Here is a 14,171-nt window from a genome sequence, read left to right on the forward strand (position 1 = left end):
TTTTTTGCCAAAAAATCATAATAAAAGAAGCCGCAAATTCTGTGCAATACAGAGTTTGCGGCTCTTATATAGAAATTGTGCATCAAGGCTGTGATCTTGACGTTACTTGTTCAGCATGCGTCGCAGCATAACCACGGCCTCTGCTCGGGTGGCCGGGGCATCCGGCTCGAACTTCCCGCCGCTGCGACCGCTAACCAGTCCTTCGGCGTATGCGGCGGCGATATAGCCTTTGGCCCAGGCTGAAAAACTCGGAAGGTCTGCAAACTTGGCATCCTGTCCTTGAAGCGGTTCTAAACCTAACGCTTTGGCGAGCATAACGGTTAACTCCGCTCTTGTGATAACGCCTGCAGGTTGGAATCGCCCATCCTTATATCCCTGGATAATCCCTGCCTCTGCCGCAAGCCCTACCGCTTCCCTAGACCATCCTGGGATGTCTGATTCATCTTTAAACGTGTACTTGCTGTCACCCTGCAAAGCCAGTGCTCTAACCAGCATCACCGTAAATTCATCACGTCTAATCAAGGAATCCGGCTTAAATATGCTGTTAGCGTAGCCTTTGACCAGCCCTTTGCTGGCCAGCTCGTCAATCGCTGCCCGAGCCCAGTGTCCTTTCGTGTCACGAAAAGCTTCCAGAGCCTGAGGAGGTTCAGGTTTGATCGGCGGCTCAAGATTTGGCACGCTGCGAACAATGGTCAGGGTATACGTGTTCACCTTACCACTCTCGGCCGTTACCTTAATCTCTATGACATTCTCCCCAGGTTTTAAGGAGAGCCGGCCATCTTTATCCCAAGGTCCGGTGATTCTCGCCTTGCTATGAGCGGCCGTCAGATCGAATCGGATCTCTGACGACTCGGTCTCGGCCCGATACGCGAACACGTTCGGCGAGAAGGCTGGACTCAGCTTCAAAGCATCCCCGGTTTCCCCAATTCCAATAGAGAATGTATGAAGCTGTGCGCTATCCGAAGGAATCATCGGTGTAGTTGGGTTCGGATTCGCCGGTCCTGGATCAGGATCGCCTCCTGGACTTGGAGTTGGAGGCGTCGTAGGGAGCTGAAGTGTCCTGGCTGCTGCCTGGAGCGGTGTGCTTTCGTTCCCGGCATGGTCATACGCCTTTACTCGAAACGTATAGGATGTATTCGGCGTTAACCCACCAACTACGTAGGAATACGTACTGCCAGTTACCGTTGCTACCGGAGTATCTGCGGTATCTTCGCGGTATACCCGATATCCTGTAACCTCTTCATCATCCGAGGCTTGCGGCCAGGATAACCTCATCGATGTAGTGCTAATGTCAGATATCGTCAGTTGTCCGAAATCAGGCCATACCGGGGCTTCCTGATCCGGATCAGGGCCTGAATTCGGATCTTCCAGCGTCTGAACCGTCGTCTGGAGCGGAACGCTCGCATTGCCGGCCCGATCATAGGCACGGACGCTAAGCGTATACGATGTGTCGGCCGCCAAACCGTTCATCACGTAGGAATACGTGGCACCCGTCACGGTTGCTGCCGGCGTGGCATCATTCCCATTAAAAATGCGATATTCTGCAACCTCGTCATTGTCCGTGGCTTCAGGCCAAGACAGCTTGAGGGAGTCGATGGATATGTCGGATGCAAGCAGCTCCGCAGCCGCAGGCCATAACGGCTCTTCCGTGTCTGGCTGCGGGTCATCCTCGGTTACCGTGATAACCGCCTGGATTGGCGTACCAACGGCTGTACCTGGCACTGCAGCAATATTCAAATAAAACTCACGGTCTTCTTCATGGATACTATCATTTAGAATTTCGATCTCAATCCATTTCTCAAGCTCTCCATCGGCAAATGCGAGCGTTCCCGAAGCTGGCGTATAATGCTTGTTAGCCTTAGCGCTTCCGTCCGCAGTATGATAAGTGACAGCGACAGCACCATGACTGCCTCCTTCACGCATCACTTTCACCCGCACCTCAGATCCGTCTTCCGAAACCTCATAATCAGCCGCTTCCAGCCTTAGCGTGCCCGGTTCGGGTTGCACAACAATTGCCTTATAGATATACAGGGTGTGATTAGAAGATACAATGAGATCCGGCATTCCGTCCTCGGCATAATCCCCGACAAGCGCCCGGTGTATTCCATTTCCCTGAGCCGCCAATTCGGTCTGCCACAGCAAATTCAACTGGGCTGACGCATACTCCTTGGAATACAATTCAACGCCTTTTCCCGTCGCAACGATTATTTCCGCTTGACCATCCCCGTTTACATCCTCTGCATAAACCTTTTGATTGCCCGGGACTAGAGAGTTCTGCTGAAGATTGTATGTATTGTCCCCTTGATTCATATAAAAGAAGACACCCAACATATCATTCAGCGCCAGAATATCGATGTGCCCGTCACCATTAATATCCGTTGAAACGAGATCCACGATATTTCCCGGTATTAGATGAAAGCTCTCGCTCCGCGTATAATCATTTCCCTTATACCGCTGCAGACCCAGCATCGGGCTTGCGACAACCAAATCCACCGTGCCAATAGCTCCATTCGTGATTGTTGTCGCTCTATTGCCGCCTGGTGTCAAAGTGATGGGGACCATAGTAAAACTTCTATCTGCGGCTACGTGAACAATGGTAACCTGATTGAAATTAATAATCATAATGTCTGTCCTACCATCCAAATCAAAGTCCGCAGCCACAATATCCTGAGAAAGCAGCAATGAAAGCAGCCTCATATCACGAAAGGAACCGTCACCTTCCCCGTACCATATGAACGTCCCTGTTTGCGTTCCGATCAGCAAGTCCAAATGACCGTCCTGATCGTAATCATCGATTTCTAGTGAATGCGGCACCCCCAGAACCTGCAGGCTTTGTGGTGAAGGACCAAATGTTCCATCCCCCTGGCCATAGAATACATGGACCCACCCATCATCCGTTATGGCCGCAAAATCCAAATGACCGTCATGGTTGAAATCACCCGACTTTAAATCTGTCACCTTACCGCCAAGCTGGGTGATCTCGAATTTATTCTCATAGTCTGGCACGGCCGCAAAGGCACTCGGCTGCAGCAGCAAAAGGCTGCATAGCAGTGCCATCATGAATTTATAACCTTTTCGAATATTCATACATCTCCTCCCGTTCATCAACTTCAACTTCTAACCTCCCGTTCATGAAATAGACCTGTCCTTTATTGGTGTGCTCCGAATTCATTGTAAGACAACGCGTAAAACAAAAAATCCCCCTAAGGGGGGATAGAGGAGGTGGGAAATGGATACATCACATCAAATTTGAAGTTTATTCGTTCTCTTGGGATCGCTTAGCTTCTCGGCCTGCGCAATTGCCTCACTCAGATTGGCCGCATTCAGTTTGCTATAGATCCGCTTCCGATGCGTCTTCACCGTTTCATAGGTAACATTCAGTTTCTCTGCAATTTCCCTTCCGCTCAGATGATCGAGCAGTCCTTGAAAAACATCCATCTCCCTGGACGTTAACAGAGCCTCCAGCGGGGAATCCACCGATTCGGCCATTCCATCCGCTGCAGCCAGAATCGATCTGACAAATGAAAGAGAGGCGGAATCCTTCCCACGGTGTTGTCCCCGCTGCTTGGCGCGGATCAATTCGTGAAGCATTCCCATGACCGGAGCGCCCTCATCGAGGAATATCCGGGTGAAGTCATTGGCCTCCGATACCTGGAGCGCCTCTTCAAGCTGAATCAGCGCTCTGCGCTGCTCCTCCCTGGACTGCAGCATCACGGCCGTAATACATAAAATTTCGGCCGCATCGATCGGCCTCATCTCACTCTCCGCAAGGTACAGCAGCCGGTCCAGCAGCTCTTCGGCCTCCTCCCATCTACCCTGTAGAACAAGAACGCGGGCAAACAGCTGATAGTCAAATAATTCAAAGACAGCTACCCTGTCCCGGCTGGATAAATGGCACTGTTCACCCCAAGCCAGTGCAGGCGCCGGATCACCGTATTGCAATTGGAGACGTATGCCCTCCAGATGTAAAATTTCCATCCCTCGGGGAATGTCCATCCACTTCATCCGCCGCTGCCCGCCTTCAAGCAGCTCCAGGGCTTCAAACATATGGCCTTCGGCCGCCTTGAGCTTCGCCTGGAGGATCCAGCTCGCAACAAGATCATGCTCAGGCCGGTTAGGATTTTGACTGATCCACGTCATCGCCCTGGAAACATAATCGGCAGCCGCCGATAGATCATTCCAATAGTAGAGTACTTCCGCATGATTAAGATATAACTTGCCTAGAAAAATCGGATTCACAGCCTGATACACCTCTGCCATCTGCATGGTGTAAGGCGCTGCAATCGACCTTGAGGCATGGCCGCGTCCAATTTTATAGGTTTTTACCGTGATTGGCTGCAGCGGCTTCTCCGGTTGGCCGAATATGATTTTGATGCCACTCGGAGCATATCGCACGACCTGCTCATACTCCTGCTTCGCCAGCTTCAGATCATTCCGCCCAAATACCATTAACGTGCCGCGTACATAATGTGACATCGCCAAATATTCATGGCGCTGCGCCTCGCTCAATCCCTCATAGGCTTCGGCATACCAGGCGTCCGCTTGATGCAGCAGTGCTTCTCCCTCAGAGATTTCCCCAGATTCCTCGGCAATCAACGAATTGGCATAAGAGAAAAAGAGAACCGGGTGCTGAAGCAAAATGTCGCTCGGAATCGCGGATAACCATTTTTGCAGATTCGACCATTCCCAATCCACGACGCGGGAAGTCATCTCGCTTAACAGCAATACGGCCTGTTCGTAATATTGACCTTGCAAGTAATACTCAACGGCTTCCTCTTCAAGGCGCTGTTTACAACACCAATCGCCGGCTGCCTTATATAACAGTCTCTTATTAACCTGTTCATTCTGTTCAAGGCGTCTTAGCAAAAATTCCAAGAACAAATGATGAAATCGGAACCATTCTCCCTTATCATCCAGTGCCACGACAAACAGATGAGAACGTTCTATCGATTCGATTAGCTCGCGGCTATCCTCAAATCCGGACACAGCCACGCTTAAGGAAACATTCCAGCGCTTCAGGATCGAGCATGTAAGCAAAAATTGCTTCATCCGATCGCCCTGAGCGGAGAATACCTCTTCGAACAGATACCGCTTCACTTCTCGGCTATCCCCTGCAAAATTATGGATAAACGACTCTTTATTCTCCTGCCGTCGCATCGCAATGGATGCAAGCTTAAGCCCAGTAATCCATCCCTCGGTTTTTCTGACGAGCACGGAGGAGAGCTCCGTGTTCAGCGGCAAGTCAGTGCGTTCAAAAAACTGCGCACCCTCCTTCTCGGTAAACCGCATGTCTTCGGCATTGAGTCTGCTGGCAAGCTGCCTGGCTTCCATGCGAGCTACAGAGAAAGCGGGTTCGGTACGGCTGATGAGGCAAACATGGATGCACTTGGGTAAATAGTCCGTAAAATAAGCGAATGACGCCAGCAAAATTTCATTCTGAATCACATGAAAATCATCAAGAACCAGGATCAGCTCCTGATCCAGTTTATCCAGCATGTTCAGGTACACGATAAGCCCTTGAGCATAACCTTCCGTATGCAGAAGCGGCAGCACGGGCTGGACTTCACCCTCATACGTCGGAAACGCTTTAGCAATGGCCGCCGTGATGTACCTCCAAAAGCGGGAGCCTTGATTATCGCCGACATCCAGTGACACCCAAGCAGTCTGTCTCTCCTGCTGCAGCAGCCATTCACTGACAAGCGTCGTTTTTCCGTATCCCGCCGGAGCGCAGACCAGGGTCATATTTCCCGACATCGCATCCATCAGCCTGTCATCCAGACGCGGCCGAGGGATTAGAGTGGACATCGTTCTGGGAACGGTTAATTTCGAATGCAGCAGCGGCTCTCGTACACCGAGTTCAGTTCCATTTATCATCATACGCCTCCGTCTCACTTCGAATTTTAGGCTGGGACATAAGCTGACAACATAACACCCAGACGCGTTAATCCATCATTTCAGTACTATTCTACCATTCCGTGAACAGGGCAGTAAGCTCCAATTTACAATCCTGGACCATTCGAAGACTCCTTCATATGCTCATATAAAAGAAAAAGCCGCTCTTCATCAGAGCGGGTGGCTTCTTTGTGTAATACGCTGTACAGCAGGAAGAAAGTCCATCGTCATCGGGTATGGTGTACCTACCTGATCCGTCTACTTGGTCTGCACGGGAATCATGATGACAAATTCCGGGTCATCCGAATAAGGATCCTGACTCATCGGATATTTTTCGAAATGCGTTAAATGATCCGGGTTATATTCCGAGTAACCTTGTTCTTTAATCCAGGCATAGATGTTGTTATACGACTGATCGATGCTCTGCTCTTTCTGATGAGTACAAGTGGCATAGGTTAAAGCAGGAACGGATATCGTAACCATCCCGTCCGGAACTTCGTCGATCCGTTCCACTTCCACGACCGCGTAATGAATAAATCCCTCACCGCCGGGAACTGCGTGATAAGATAACCCCAGCAACGTGTCGGTATGTAAGGCATGGGGTATCTCCTCGAGCCGCTCTTGCAGCGTCCGATGCACCGCACGTATCCCGCCTGCACCCGCTTCGGCAAATGTCCCTTCCCACTTCAATCCTATCGCCTGAAAAGCTTCCTTGCTCGTAACCGCTGCTTCGTTTCGTTGATCGATAGTCATCCGTAAATGCTCCTTTATCCTATATTTGATTTCATTATATACTTGAACTATGCCAGAAACTGTCACAGTATAAAAAAATCATAGGAGCGAAATCATGCCCAAAACCGAACGGATCCTTAAGGTCATGCAGCGGGTGTATGAACGGCAAAACTTCACCGTCGGCGAGTTAGCCGAAGAATTCTCGGTTTCGTACCGTACGATGCTCCGCTATCTTCACGAGCTGTCTCGTCTAGGTGTTCCTTTATACGCTAATGAGGGGAAAAACGGCGGTTATTCCATGCTGACATCGCGGCAAATGATAGAACGATCCGCGCAGACGAATGAATCCATTCAGCGGATCATCAAACCGCAGACCCTAATCGTCGGCCTGGAAATGTTGCTTCCTTTCACGGCCTATTATATGTCCCAAGCCCTCAAGCCAAAGCTCTGGCAGGAACTCCAGGACCGCATGGAGGAAATTCCATATATCCGCAAGAAAACGTCGAATCCCTTGTATATTGCAGCTGTTTTGAACCGGCAGCAGATCTATCATTATGTAGCCGGAGTCGAGGTAACCACGATTCGTGATACGCCAAAGCGGATGGTGGGTTTAACCTTGCGGACACAGGAATATGCCATGTACACCCACGAAGGACATGCCGACCGGGAGGATACCGACCAATCCTATGCCTATGTTATCCAGCAGTTGAAACAACGGGGCCTTACGCCAAACCCGACGCTCTACAGCTTAGAGCTGAGAACCTCGATACATGCCTCTAAAGCCCAAATCTACATCCCTTTAATTGAATAAGAGACTTCCCGAATCGTCATCAATCCTTCGGTAAGTCACACCTTACACAGGGGCAAAGGTCTTATTCCAGCTAAAAAAAACGAGCCCCGGATCATGATCCGTGACTCGCTTTTACTCGTTAAATGGCTTTCGGATTATCGACCACAGGATTCACATCCGCATCGTAATCCACGCCGTCGGTTTCAAAGCCGAACAGCTGGAAGAACTCGCGGCGGTAACCGGCAAGGTCTGTCAGTTCTTCAATATTTTCGCTCGTAACCTTGCTCCACAATTCGGCCACTTCGGCTTGCACATCATCACGAAGTTCCCAATCGTCGATACGGATACGGCCCTTCTCATCCACCGGCGTCTCTTGCCCTTTATAGAGACGATCGGAGAATAGACGATAGATCTGCTCGATGCAGCCCTCGTGCAGCCCCTTCTCCTTCATGACTTTGTACAGCGCCGATACGTACAGCGGAACGACCGGGATCGCCGAGCTGGATTGGGTCACTAACGCTTTGCTAACCGTCACATAAGCGCGTCCGCCTCCGGCAGAGAGCTTCTCGTTCAATTTCAGCGCGGTGGCCTCCAGATGATCCTTGGCTTGTCCAATCGATCCATCACGGTAAATGGCTTTAGTAATCTCGGAGCCGATGTAGGAGAACGCAATCGTGGTCACATTAGGAGCCAAAACGCCGCCTTCCGCCAACTCATTCATCCATAATTCCCAATCGTCGCCGCCCATCACCTCTACGGTGTTCTTCACTTCCTCTTCCGTGGCCGGCTCAATCGTTACCTCCGTCACTTCACCCGTATGGAAGTTTACCGTCTTGTTGGTATAGGCCGGTCCGATCGGCTTCAATACGGAGTTGACCGTTTCACCCGTCTCAGGCAGCGTACGGCGCGCCGAGGCAACACTGTACACCACAAGATCAACCTGGCCCAGCTCTTGGCGGATAAGCTCAACCGTCTTGGCTTTGGTCTCTTGCGTGAAAGCATCTCCCGTCACGCTGAACGATTTTAAGCCTGCGGCCTCCGCTGCCTTCTCGAAAGCGACCGAATTATACCAGCCCGCCGAAGCGGTCCGCTTCTCGGTTGCCTGGCTGGGACGATACACGCCCACGGTATTCGCCCGGGAGCCGAATGCGGCAGCAATTCTGGCCGACAAGCCGTAGCCTGTTGAAGCGCCGATGACCAGCACATTGCGCGGCCCCTCGATGCCAGGCTGTTTTAACACATAATCAATCTGCTCCTGCACCTGGGCTTCGCAGCCTACAGGATGGGACGTTGTGCAAATAAATCCGCGTGTTCTAGGTTTAATGATCATATTTATATACCTCTCTTCCAGTACTCGTCGTCTGACACCATATGTATGGTCTTTTAAATTTCCTTTCTATTTTAACTGTTTTTTGTGGAGAGAGGAAATCTTTTGACAGGAAAACCAAGAAAACCTCTCTTTTCGAATCATGGTAGCTGCAGCCAGCACCGATTCAAAAGAGAGGTTATTTTAGAGTTTTATCCGATAATTAGCAATCCATGGTATGGCCGTTAAATTATTTAAATGAAGCGTACCCTTGGTCAGCCATGACCACGCTGCCTGTAATCGCAGCGGCTTCATCCAGAGACACGAGATACACGGTATCTGCGACAACTTCAGGTTGTGTTAATTCTCCGCCCATGACTTTGGCTCTCATGGAATCCAGCAGTCCAGAATCTTTAAAGCCTTGGATAATCGGTGTATCAACTGCTCCAGGAGCAACGGCAACGACACGAATACCGTATGGTGCCAGTTCAAGTGCAGCGGATTTGCTCATCATGATGACGGCGCCTTTTGTAGCGTGATAAGCAAACGTTCCGGGTGAAGCCAGGAATCCGAATACGGATGCTGTATTGATGATTACGCCTTTAATGCCAAGCTCTTTCATCTTTCGGCCTGCCGCAATAATACCGTAGGCAACCCCGTGCTGATTCACGTTAATGGTGCGATGGTAGAGATCCATATTTTGCTCGAGAACCGGTCCAGCGCCGCCAATCCCCGCATTGTTATGCATGACATCGATGCGGCCATAAAGCTCAACCGCTTTATCCACAAGCGCCTCGACGCTTTCTTGTTTGGAAACATCGACTTGAACGAAAGTGGCTTCGCCGCCTTCTTTTTTGATCATGTCCACCGTCTCTTGACCGGCAGCCTCATTATAATCGGCTACGACGACGCGATCGCCTTTTCTTGCAAATTTAAGGGAGACCTGACGACCGATTCCGCTCGCTCCACCGGTAATTACCGCTACACGTTGTTCTGACATTATCAATGACCTCCTAGGGTAAAATAGCGTTATTATTTGAACATTTTGTGTCCATGTCCTTGTGTTCATTGTAACGCTAGGTTATATTTAAGTAAATTTAAACCTAATTAATATTACTTAACTTTAAATTAAGGATGGGGCCATATGAATCTTGAACAACTGGAGTATATCGTGGAGACGGCCAAGGCAGGATCGTTAACCAAAGCAGCCCAGAATTGCAATGTTACCCTTTCTGCCGTCAGCCAAGCGGTGTCCAGCCTAGAAGCCGAGTTCGGTTTCTCCTTATTTACCCGATCACGGCTTGGTGCCGTACCCACAGCCGAGGGCCAGCGAATCCTCCAGAAAGCCTATGCCATTTTGGAACAATTTCAGGAGCTGAAATCGGAGGCCGAAGGATATTCCAACCTGCTGAGCGGATCTTTGCGGATTGCTACCGTGCCGGTACCCTTAACACTTTCCATCGATGCCATTATCCAGTTCAAAAAGGACTTTCCCCAGATTAAACTGGAAATTACGGAAAAAGCAACTCTTGATATTATTGAGGATATCAAGCAAAATCATGCGGATATCGGTTTGATTTTTGTCGATGATTCCATCATTCATCAACACCGCGGCCTCCACTTCGGCAAGCTGCTGGAGAGCAAATTCGTGGTGGGGGTCAGCCGTCAATCTCCACTCGCCATGCGGCAATCGATCACGCCGGAAGAACTGCGTAAATACCCCTTGGTTCTCTACAAGGATGACAATCTGTTCAAGCTGATGGATGTATTCGAGGAGCAATACGGGGAAATGGATCTGCTCTTCTCAACCAACCAGACAAGGGTCCTACAGAAGGTCGTCGAAGAGAATGTTGCGGTCACGGTGGGGGTCGATTTGTCCTTCTCCAGCTTCACGCCCATCCCTTCGGGAGACATCGTAACGCTGGAGCTGGAGATGCCCCCCGGCCATGCTGCTTCCTCATTCGGTTGGGTACAGCCCGGAACTCACTATCTGTCGAAGCCGGCATCGATCTTTTTGGACAAGCTGAAGCATCAGATTGGATGAACGGAGCCTCTGCTCCCAAATATAAAAGCCAACCGACAAGTAGGGTCGTGACCGTTATCCAGCCCCCTGCTCTCCGGTTGGCTTTTTTAAAATCTGTATTAACGTAATGACTCGCTAAACGTCAAACTCACCGGGCAATGATCGCTTCCCATCACATGGCAGTCGATCTCGGCATCCTTCAGCTTCTCGGTTAAACGGGCAGACGTCAGAAAATAGTCGATGCGCCAGCCGATATTCCGCTCCCTTACCTTGGCCATATACGACCACCAGCTGTATACATCCGTGCGATCCGGGTAGAAATATCGAAAGGAATCGATAAAGCCAGCTGCCAACAGATCGGTCATTTTGCCCCGCTCTTCCAGCGTGAAGCCGGAATTGCCATGATTGGACTTGGCATTTTTCAGATCGATTTCCTGATGCGCCACATTCAAGTCACCGCATACGATCACGGGTTTGCGTTCGTCAAGCTGAAGCAAGTAAGAACGGAACCGTTCCTCCCACTCCAGCCGGTAATCCAGCCTGCTCAGGTCACGCTTCGCATTCGGCGTATATACGTTCACAAGATAGAAGTCCTCTAACTCCAGCGTGATCACTCTGCCCTCGGGCTCGCTGTCCTCCTCCAGACCATAGCGAACGGACAATGGTGCGATTCTCGTAAATACCGCCGTTCCCGAGTATCCCTTCTTCTCCGCATAATTCCAATATTGTTGATACTCCGCTCCCAATTCAAGCTCAATTTGCCCGGCTTGCAGCTTCGTCTCCTGCACGCAAAATATATCGGCATCCGCCTGTTGAAAATAATCCATAAAGCCCTTCGTTACACAGGCCCGCAATCCGTTGACGTTCCATGACACTAGCTTCATTTACGCAACCTCCGTGGTATCCATATCGTTTTAGCGTGTTGAATCTATGAATCTTCTAAATTCTATTATGGTATCACGTCACGGCCGGAACGAACAAGCAGCTTCGCGCGCTTTCACCATAACTTCATCAACAACTCATGACTGAAGGCACAAGTGTCCGCAAAGCATGAAGTGAAGTTGTGGTACGTGCATAATCCCGCGCCAAATCAGGAACAACATAAACGTTCGCGAAGTTCGATCATTCGTACGCCCGCAATCGATGAGAACCCCACAAAAGGAGGAATACAGCATGGCAGGCAGAAACAACAAACCTAAGAACGACGGGCCATCCAGCAGTCCTGAGCGATTGGACCAATACGGAGATAAGCTTGCTTCCGAGAACGAAGAAGAGTTTACTTCGGCCGCCGAGGAGAACTGCCGGGATCAAGAATAGCAGGTTACCGCCGATGCGCATTCCATAAACAATCAAACAGCAAAAACACCCATCCTTGCTTGGCAATGTAACGGGTGTTTTTTGCTATTGCTATATCCTGCTCTTTTTATAAGAGTGACACCATCTTGTCTATTCCAATACCGCTGTACTTGGTTTCGCTACGACGTCACGCCATACCGGTTGCCGTCCGGATCCGTCAGTGAGAAGCCTTGAAATCCATCAAAGTCCTCAATATCGCCCACATCTGCTCCCTTGGCTTTCAACTGCCGATGCATCCCGCCAACATCCGTGGTGTGGATATTGAAGTACTGTCCTACACCATAATCATTTTTAGGAAAAACCGGCTGCTTCACCTCATAGGACCGCACTAGACAAAAGCTCACTTTCTCATCGTTCATTCTCATGACGATTGCATCGGGTTCATCCTTGTGAATGATCTCGAGGCCCAGCATCTCGGTATACCATGCCGTTGAACGCTTCAAATCACTCACCGGAACAAAAATTCCCACGCCGTACAATGGGGGTCTGGTCAATCTCCATCCTCCTCCCTATATTGAGTTTGGTTGTGTTCCAATACAAAAGAAACGATATTTCGTGCAAAAACCAAACAAAGCTCTGAAAAAATGTCCTCACTCTGTAATCAGCCACACATTGCCGTCCGGATCCTCTATATAAGAAACACTCAGATTGGACTTATCCCTCTTCACTCGATCTTTCCAAGCGTTACTCGCTATACGATATAAATAGGCATTGGATAATGGCCTTTCTGGCTCTGTTTCAACCGCCCGCATTACTTTGATCATCGTTTCCTGCAAGAGATCCTCCGCTTCCCAAAGGTCCCTGGTCACATGCAGGCAATATCTGTGCAGCCTGGTCTGCAGACCGGGCAAATCCAGCGTATATTCTGGCATAGCAGTCAACCACCTCGCTAATTAGTTCTCGGGGGCGCTGATGTTTTCCTGCTCAAATTTCATGTGCAATACCCTGAATCCGCAAAGCGCAGGTTAAAGTATCCAAACAAAATAGCCGCCTCCCCGATCAACACCGGGAAGACGGCTGCACATTCAATCTGATATCGTTTATTCCACCAAACTCTCCAGCACGTTATCAATGATCTGGCTGTTAGCAATCGTGCCGGTATACAACCAGCTCGTATCTTTTCCATATTCATAGATGTTGCCGTTCTTAACAGCCGGAATATTCGCCCAGAGCGGATCCTGAAGCACTTCGGCCCCTTCGCCGTCACTATTAATAAAGAACAGATGATCCGCGTCCAGTTCCGCCAATTTCTCCAGGGAAATGGATGACCAGTTGCCCGTAGCCGATGCCGAGATTTCCTTCACCACATTCGGAACCGTAAGACCCAAGTCACCGTACATGACGGCTCCGCTGGACAACGTCTCGCTAACGACGAACAATTTACCGCCGACAAGCCAAATCGCTGCAGCAGATTCACCGCCGATCGATTGCTGGATTTTCTCCTTGGCATCCTTTGCCTTCTGCTCGTATTTATCGAGAGCCGCTTGCGCTTCCTCCTCCATGCCAAAGATTTCTCCCACTTTCTTCAGCTCTTCGCGCCAATCGTTATTGACCTCATTGCCGATGACGTAGGTTGGAGCAATCTTCTCGTATTGGCTGTACTTGTTGCCTTCTACCATGGAAGCCGAGTCCATGATCAATAGATCCGGCTGGAAGCTCGCTACCGCTTCAAAGGGAAGATCATGCTCAATCGTAGGCACATCCTTCAATGAGTCCTGTAGATAATCCTGGACGCTTCCGCCTTTGACCGACCACTGCGCGATCGGAATAATGCCCAACGCCACCAGGTTATCCTCCAAGTAAGAAGCAATCACCCGTTTCGGCTCAGCCGGAATTTTCACCTCATGGCCCATGGCGTCTGTCAGTGTCCGTTCTGTCTTGGCTTCTGCGCTTCCTTCGGCCGGCTTGGCTTGGTTGCCGCCGTTCTGCTCGCTTGGTGCTTGCGCCTCCGTTGGCTCGTTCCCGGCTGCGTCCTTGCTATTTCCACAAGCTGCAAGCAGCGTGAAAGCTGCCAATAGTCCTGCGATTATCCATATTTTTTTCTTGAACCGACTCATTGTTATAGGTCCCCT

Annotated in this window: 12 protein-coding genes; 3 read left to right on the forward strand and 9 right to left on the reverse strand. The window is 50.1% G+C overall.

The genetic code is table 11. The annotated features are described in order from the left end of the window. Positions 1-102 precede the first annotated feature (102 nt). From CRG97_RS25500 to CRG97_RS25510, 3 genes are all read right to left on the reverse strand, one after another. Positions 103-3,087 carry an S-layer homology domain-containing protein gene (locus CRG97_RS25500; RefSeq protein WP_161952970.1) on the reverse strand — a complete coding sequence of 995 codons (2,985 nt, stop codon included), beginning with the start codon at positions 3,085-3,087 and terminating at the stop codon, positions 103-105. A gap of 156 nt (positions 3,088-3,243) precedes the next feature. Then, positions 3,244-5,877: a winged helix-turn-helix domain-containing protein gene (locus CRG97_RS25505; protein ID WP_098748480.1), complete on the reverse strand. Its 2,634-nt coding sequence runs from the start codon at positions 5,875-5,877 to the stop codon at positions 3,244-3,246. Between the two features lie 273 nt (positions 5,878-6,150). Next, positions 6,151-6,645, reverse strand: coding sequence for a GyrI-like domain-containing protein (locus CRG97_RS25510; RefSeq protein WP_098748481.1), 495 nt, complete (start codon positions 6,643-6,645; stop codon positions 6,151-6,153). A 94-nt stretch (positions 6,646-6,739) separates the two neighbouring features. Here CRG97_RS25510 and CRG97_RS25515 point away from each other — a divergent pair, with 94 nt between their 5' ends. Beyond that, positions 6,740-7,435 (forward strand): HTH domain-containing protein, encoded by a 696-nt coding sequence (locus tag CRG97_RS25515; protein WP_098748482.1) that lies wholly within the window; start codon positions 6,740-6,742, stop codon positions 7,433-7,435. A gap of 118 nt (positions 7,436-7,553) precedes the next feature. On the opposite strand, the gene fabV is transcribed toward CRG97_RS25515, so the two are convergent. Further along, positions 7,554-8,744: an enoyl-ACP reductase FabV gene (fabV, locus tag CRG97_RS25520; protein ID WP_098748483.1), complete on the reverse strand. Its 1,191-nt coding sequence runs from the start codon at positions 8,742-8,744 to the stop codon at positions 7,554-7,556. A gap of 226 nt (positions 8,745-8,970) precedes the next feature. After that, positions 8,971-9,720 carry an SDR family NAD(P)-dependent oxidoreductase gene (locus CRG97_RS25525; RefSeq protein WP_098748484.1) on the reverse strand — a complete coding sequence of 250 codons (750 nt, stop codon included), beginning with the start codon at positions 9,718-9,720 and terminating at the stop codon, positions 8,971-8,973. Positions 9,721-9,864: 144 nt separating this feature from the next. Between CRG97_RS25525 and CRG97_RS25530 the strand changes: the two genes are divergently transcribed. After that, positions 9,865-10,764 carry a LysR family transcriptional regulator gene (locus CRG97_RS25530; RefSeq protein WP_098748485.1) on the forward strand — a complete coding sequence of 300 codons (900 nt, stop codon included), beginning with the start codon at positions 9,865-9,867 and terminating at the stop codon, positions 10,762-10,764. A 98-nt stretch (positions 10,765-10,862) separates the two neighbouring features. Here CRG97_RS25530 and CRG97_RS25535 read toward each other — a convergent pair whose 3' ends face one another. After that, a complete protein-coding gene (locus CRG97_RS25535; protein WP_098748486.1) occupies positions 10,863-11,627 on the reverse strand; it encodes an exodeoxyribonuclease III in 765 nt (254 codons plus the stop codon). Positions 11,628-11,916: 289 nt separating this feature from the next. On the opposite strand from CRG97_RS25535, the gene CRG97_RS33375 reads away from it, so the two are divergent. Continuing rightward, complete coding sequence (locus tag CRG97_RS33375; RefSeq protein WP_179090678.1) at positions 11,917-12,060, forward strand: hypothetical protein; 144 nt, start codon at positions 11,917-11,919, stop codon at positions 12,058-12,060. A 158-nt stretch (positions 12,061-12,218) separates the two neighbouring features. Here the strand turns inward: CRG97_RS33375 and CRG97_RS25540 are convergent, their stop codons facing one another. The 3 genes from CRG97_RS25540 to CRG97_RS25550 all read right to left on the reverse strand — a co-directional run bounded on the left by CRG97_RS25540 (position 12,219) and on the right by CRG97_RS25550 (position 14,156). Beyond that, entirely contained in the window at positions 12,219-12,593 is a 375-nt protein-coding gene (locus CRG97_RS25540; protein WP_098748487.1) for a VOC family protein, read from the reverse strand. 96 nt (positions 12,594-12,689) lie between these two features. Beyond that, on the reverse strand, positions 12,690-12,971 hold the full coding sequence (locus tag CRG97_RS25545) for a sigma factor (protein ID WP_098748488.1): 282 nt from the start codon (positions 12,969-12,971) through the stop codon (positions 12,690-12,692). Positions 12,972-13,139: 168 nt separating this feature from the next. After that, the gene (locus CRG97_RS25550; RefSeq protein WP_098748489.1) at positions 13,140-14,156 is read right to left on the reverse strand and encodes an iron-hydroxamate ABC transporter substrate-binding protein; all 1,017 of its coding nucleotides are present in this window, start codon (positions 14,154-14,156) and stop codon (positions 13,140-13,142) included. Positions 14,157-14,171: the final 15 nt, after the last annotated feature.

The organism is Paenibacillus sp. EZ-K15 (genome assembly GCF_002573715.1).
In the GTDB taxonomy this organism is placed as follows: domain Bacteria; phylum Bacillota; class Bacilli; order Paenibacillales; family Paenibacillaceae; genus Paenibacillus_AQ.

What these genes read in the sequence shown, in the direction of transcription:
- CRG97_RS33375 (WP_179090678.1), top strand. Translation starts at nt 11,917, where the DNA reads ATGGCAGGCAGAAACAACAAACCTAAGAACGACGGGCCATCCAGCAGT.
- CRG97_RS25500 (WP_161952970.1), bottom strand. Translation starts at nt 3,087, where the DNA reads ATGAATATTCGAAAAGGTTATAAATTCATGATGGCACTGCTATGCAGC.
- CRG97_RS25535 (WP_098748486.1), bottom strand. Translation starts at nt 11,627, where the DNA reads ATGAAGCTAGTGTCATGGAACGTCAACGGATTGCGGGCCTGTGTAACG.
- fabV (WP_098748483.1), bottom strand. Translation starts at nt 8,744, where the DNA reads ATGATCATTAAACCTAGAACACGCGGATTTATTTGCACAACGTCCCAT.
- CRG97_RS25525 (WP_098748484.1), bottom strand. Translation starts at nt 9,720, where the DNA reads ATGTCAGAACAACGTGTAGCGGTAATTACCGGTGGAGCGAGCGGAATC.
- CRG97_RS25550 (WP_098748489.1), bottom strand. Translation starts at nt 14,156, where the DNA reads ATGAGTCGGTTCAAGAAAAAAATATGGATAATCGCAGGACTATTGGCA.
- CRG97_RS25545 (WP_098748488.1), bottom strand. Translation starts at nt 12,971, where the DNA reads ATGCCAGAATATACGCTGGATTTGCCCGGTCTGCAGACCAGGCTGCAC.
- CRG97_RS25510 (WP_098748481.1), bottom strand. Translation starts at nt 6,645, where the DNA reads ATGACTATCGATCAACGAAACGAAGCAGCGGTTACGAGCAAGGAAGCT.
- CRG97_RS25515 (WP_098748482.1), top strand. Translation starts at nt 6,740, where the DNA reads ATGCCCAAAACCGAACGGATCCTTAAGGTCATGCAGCGGGTGTATGAA.
- CRG97_RS25530 (WP_098748485.1), top strand. Translation starts at nt 9,865, where the DNA reads ATGAATCTTGAACAACTGGAGTATATCGTGGAGACGGCCAAGGCAGGA.
- CRG97_RS25505 (WP_098748480.1), bottom strand. Translation starts at nt 5,877, where the DNA reads ATGATGATAAATGGAACTGAACTCGGTGTACGAGAGCCGCTGCTGCAT.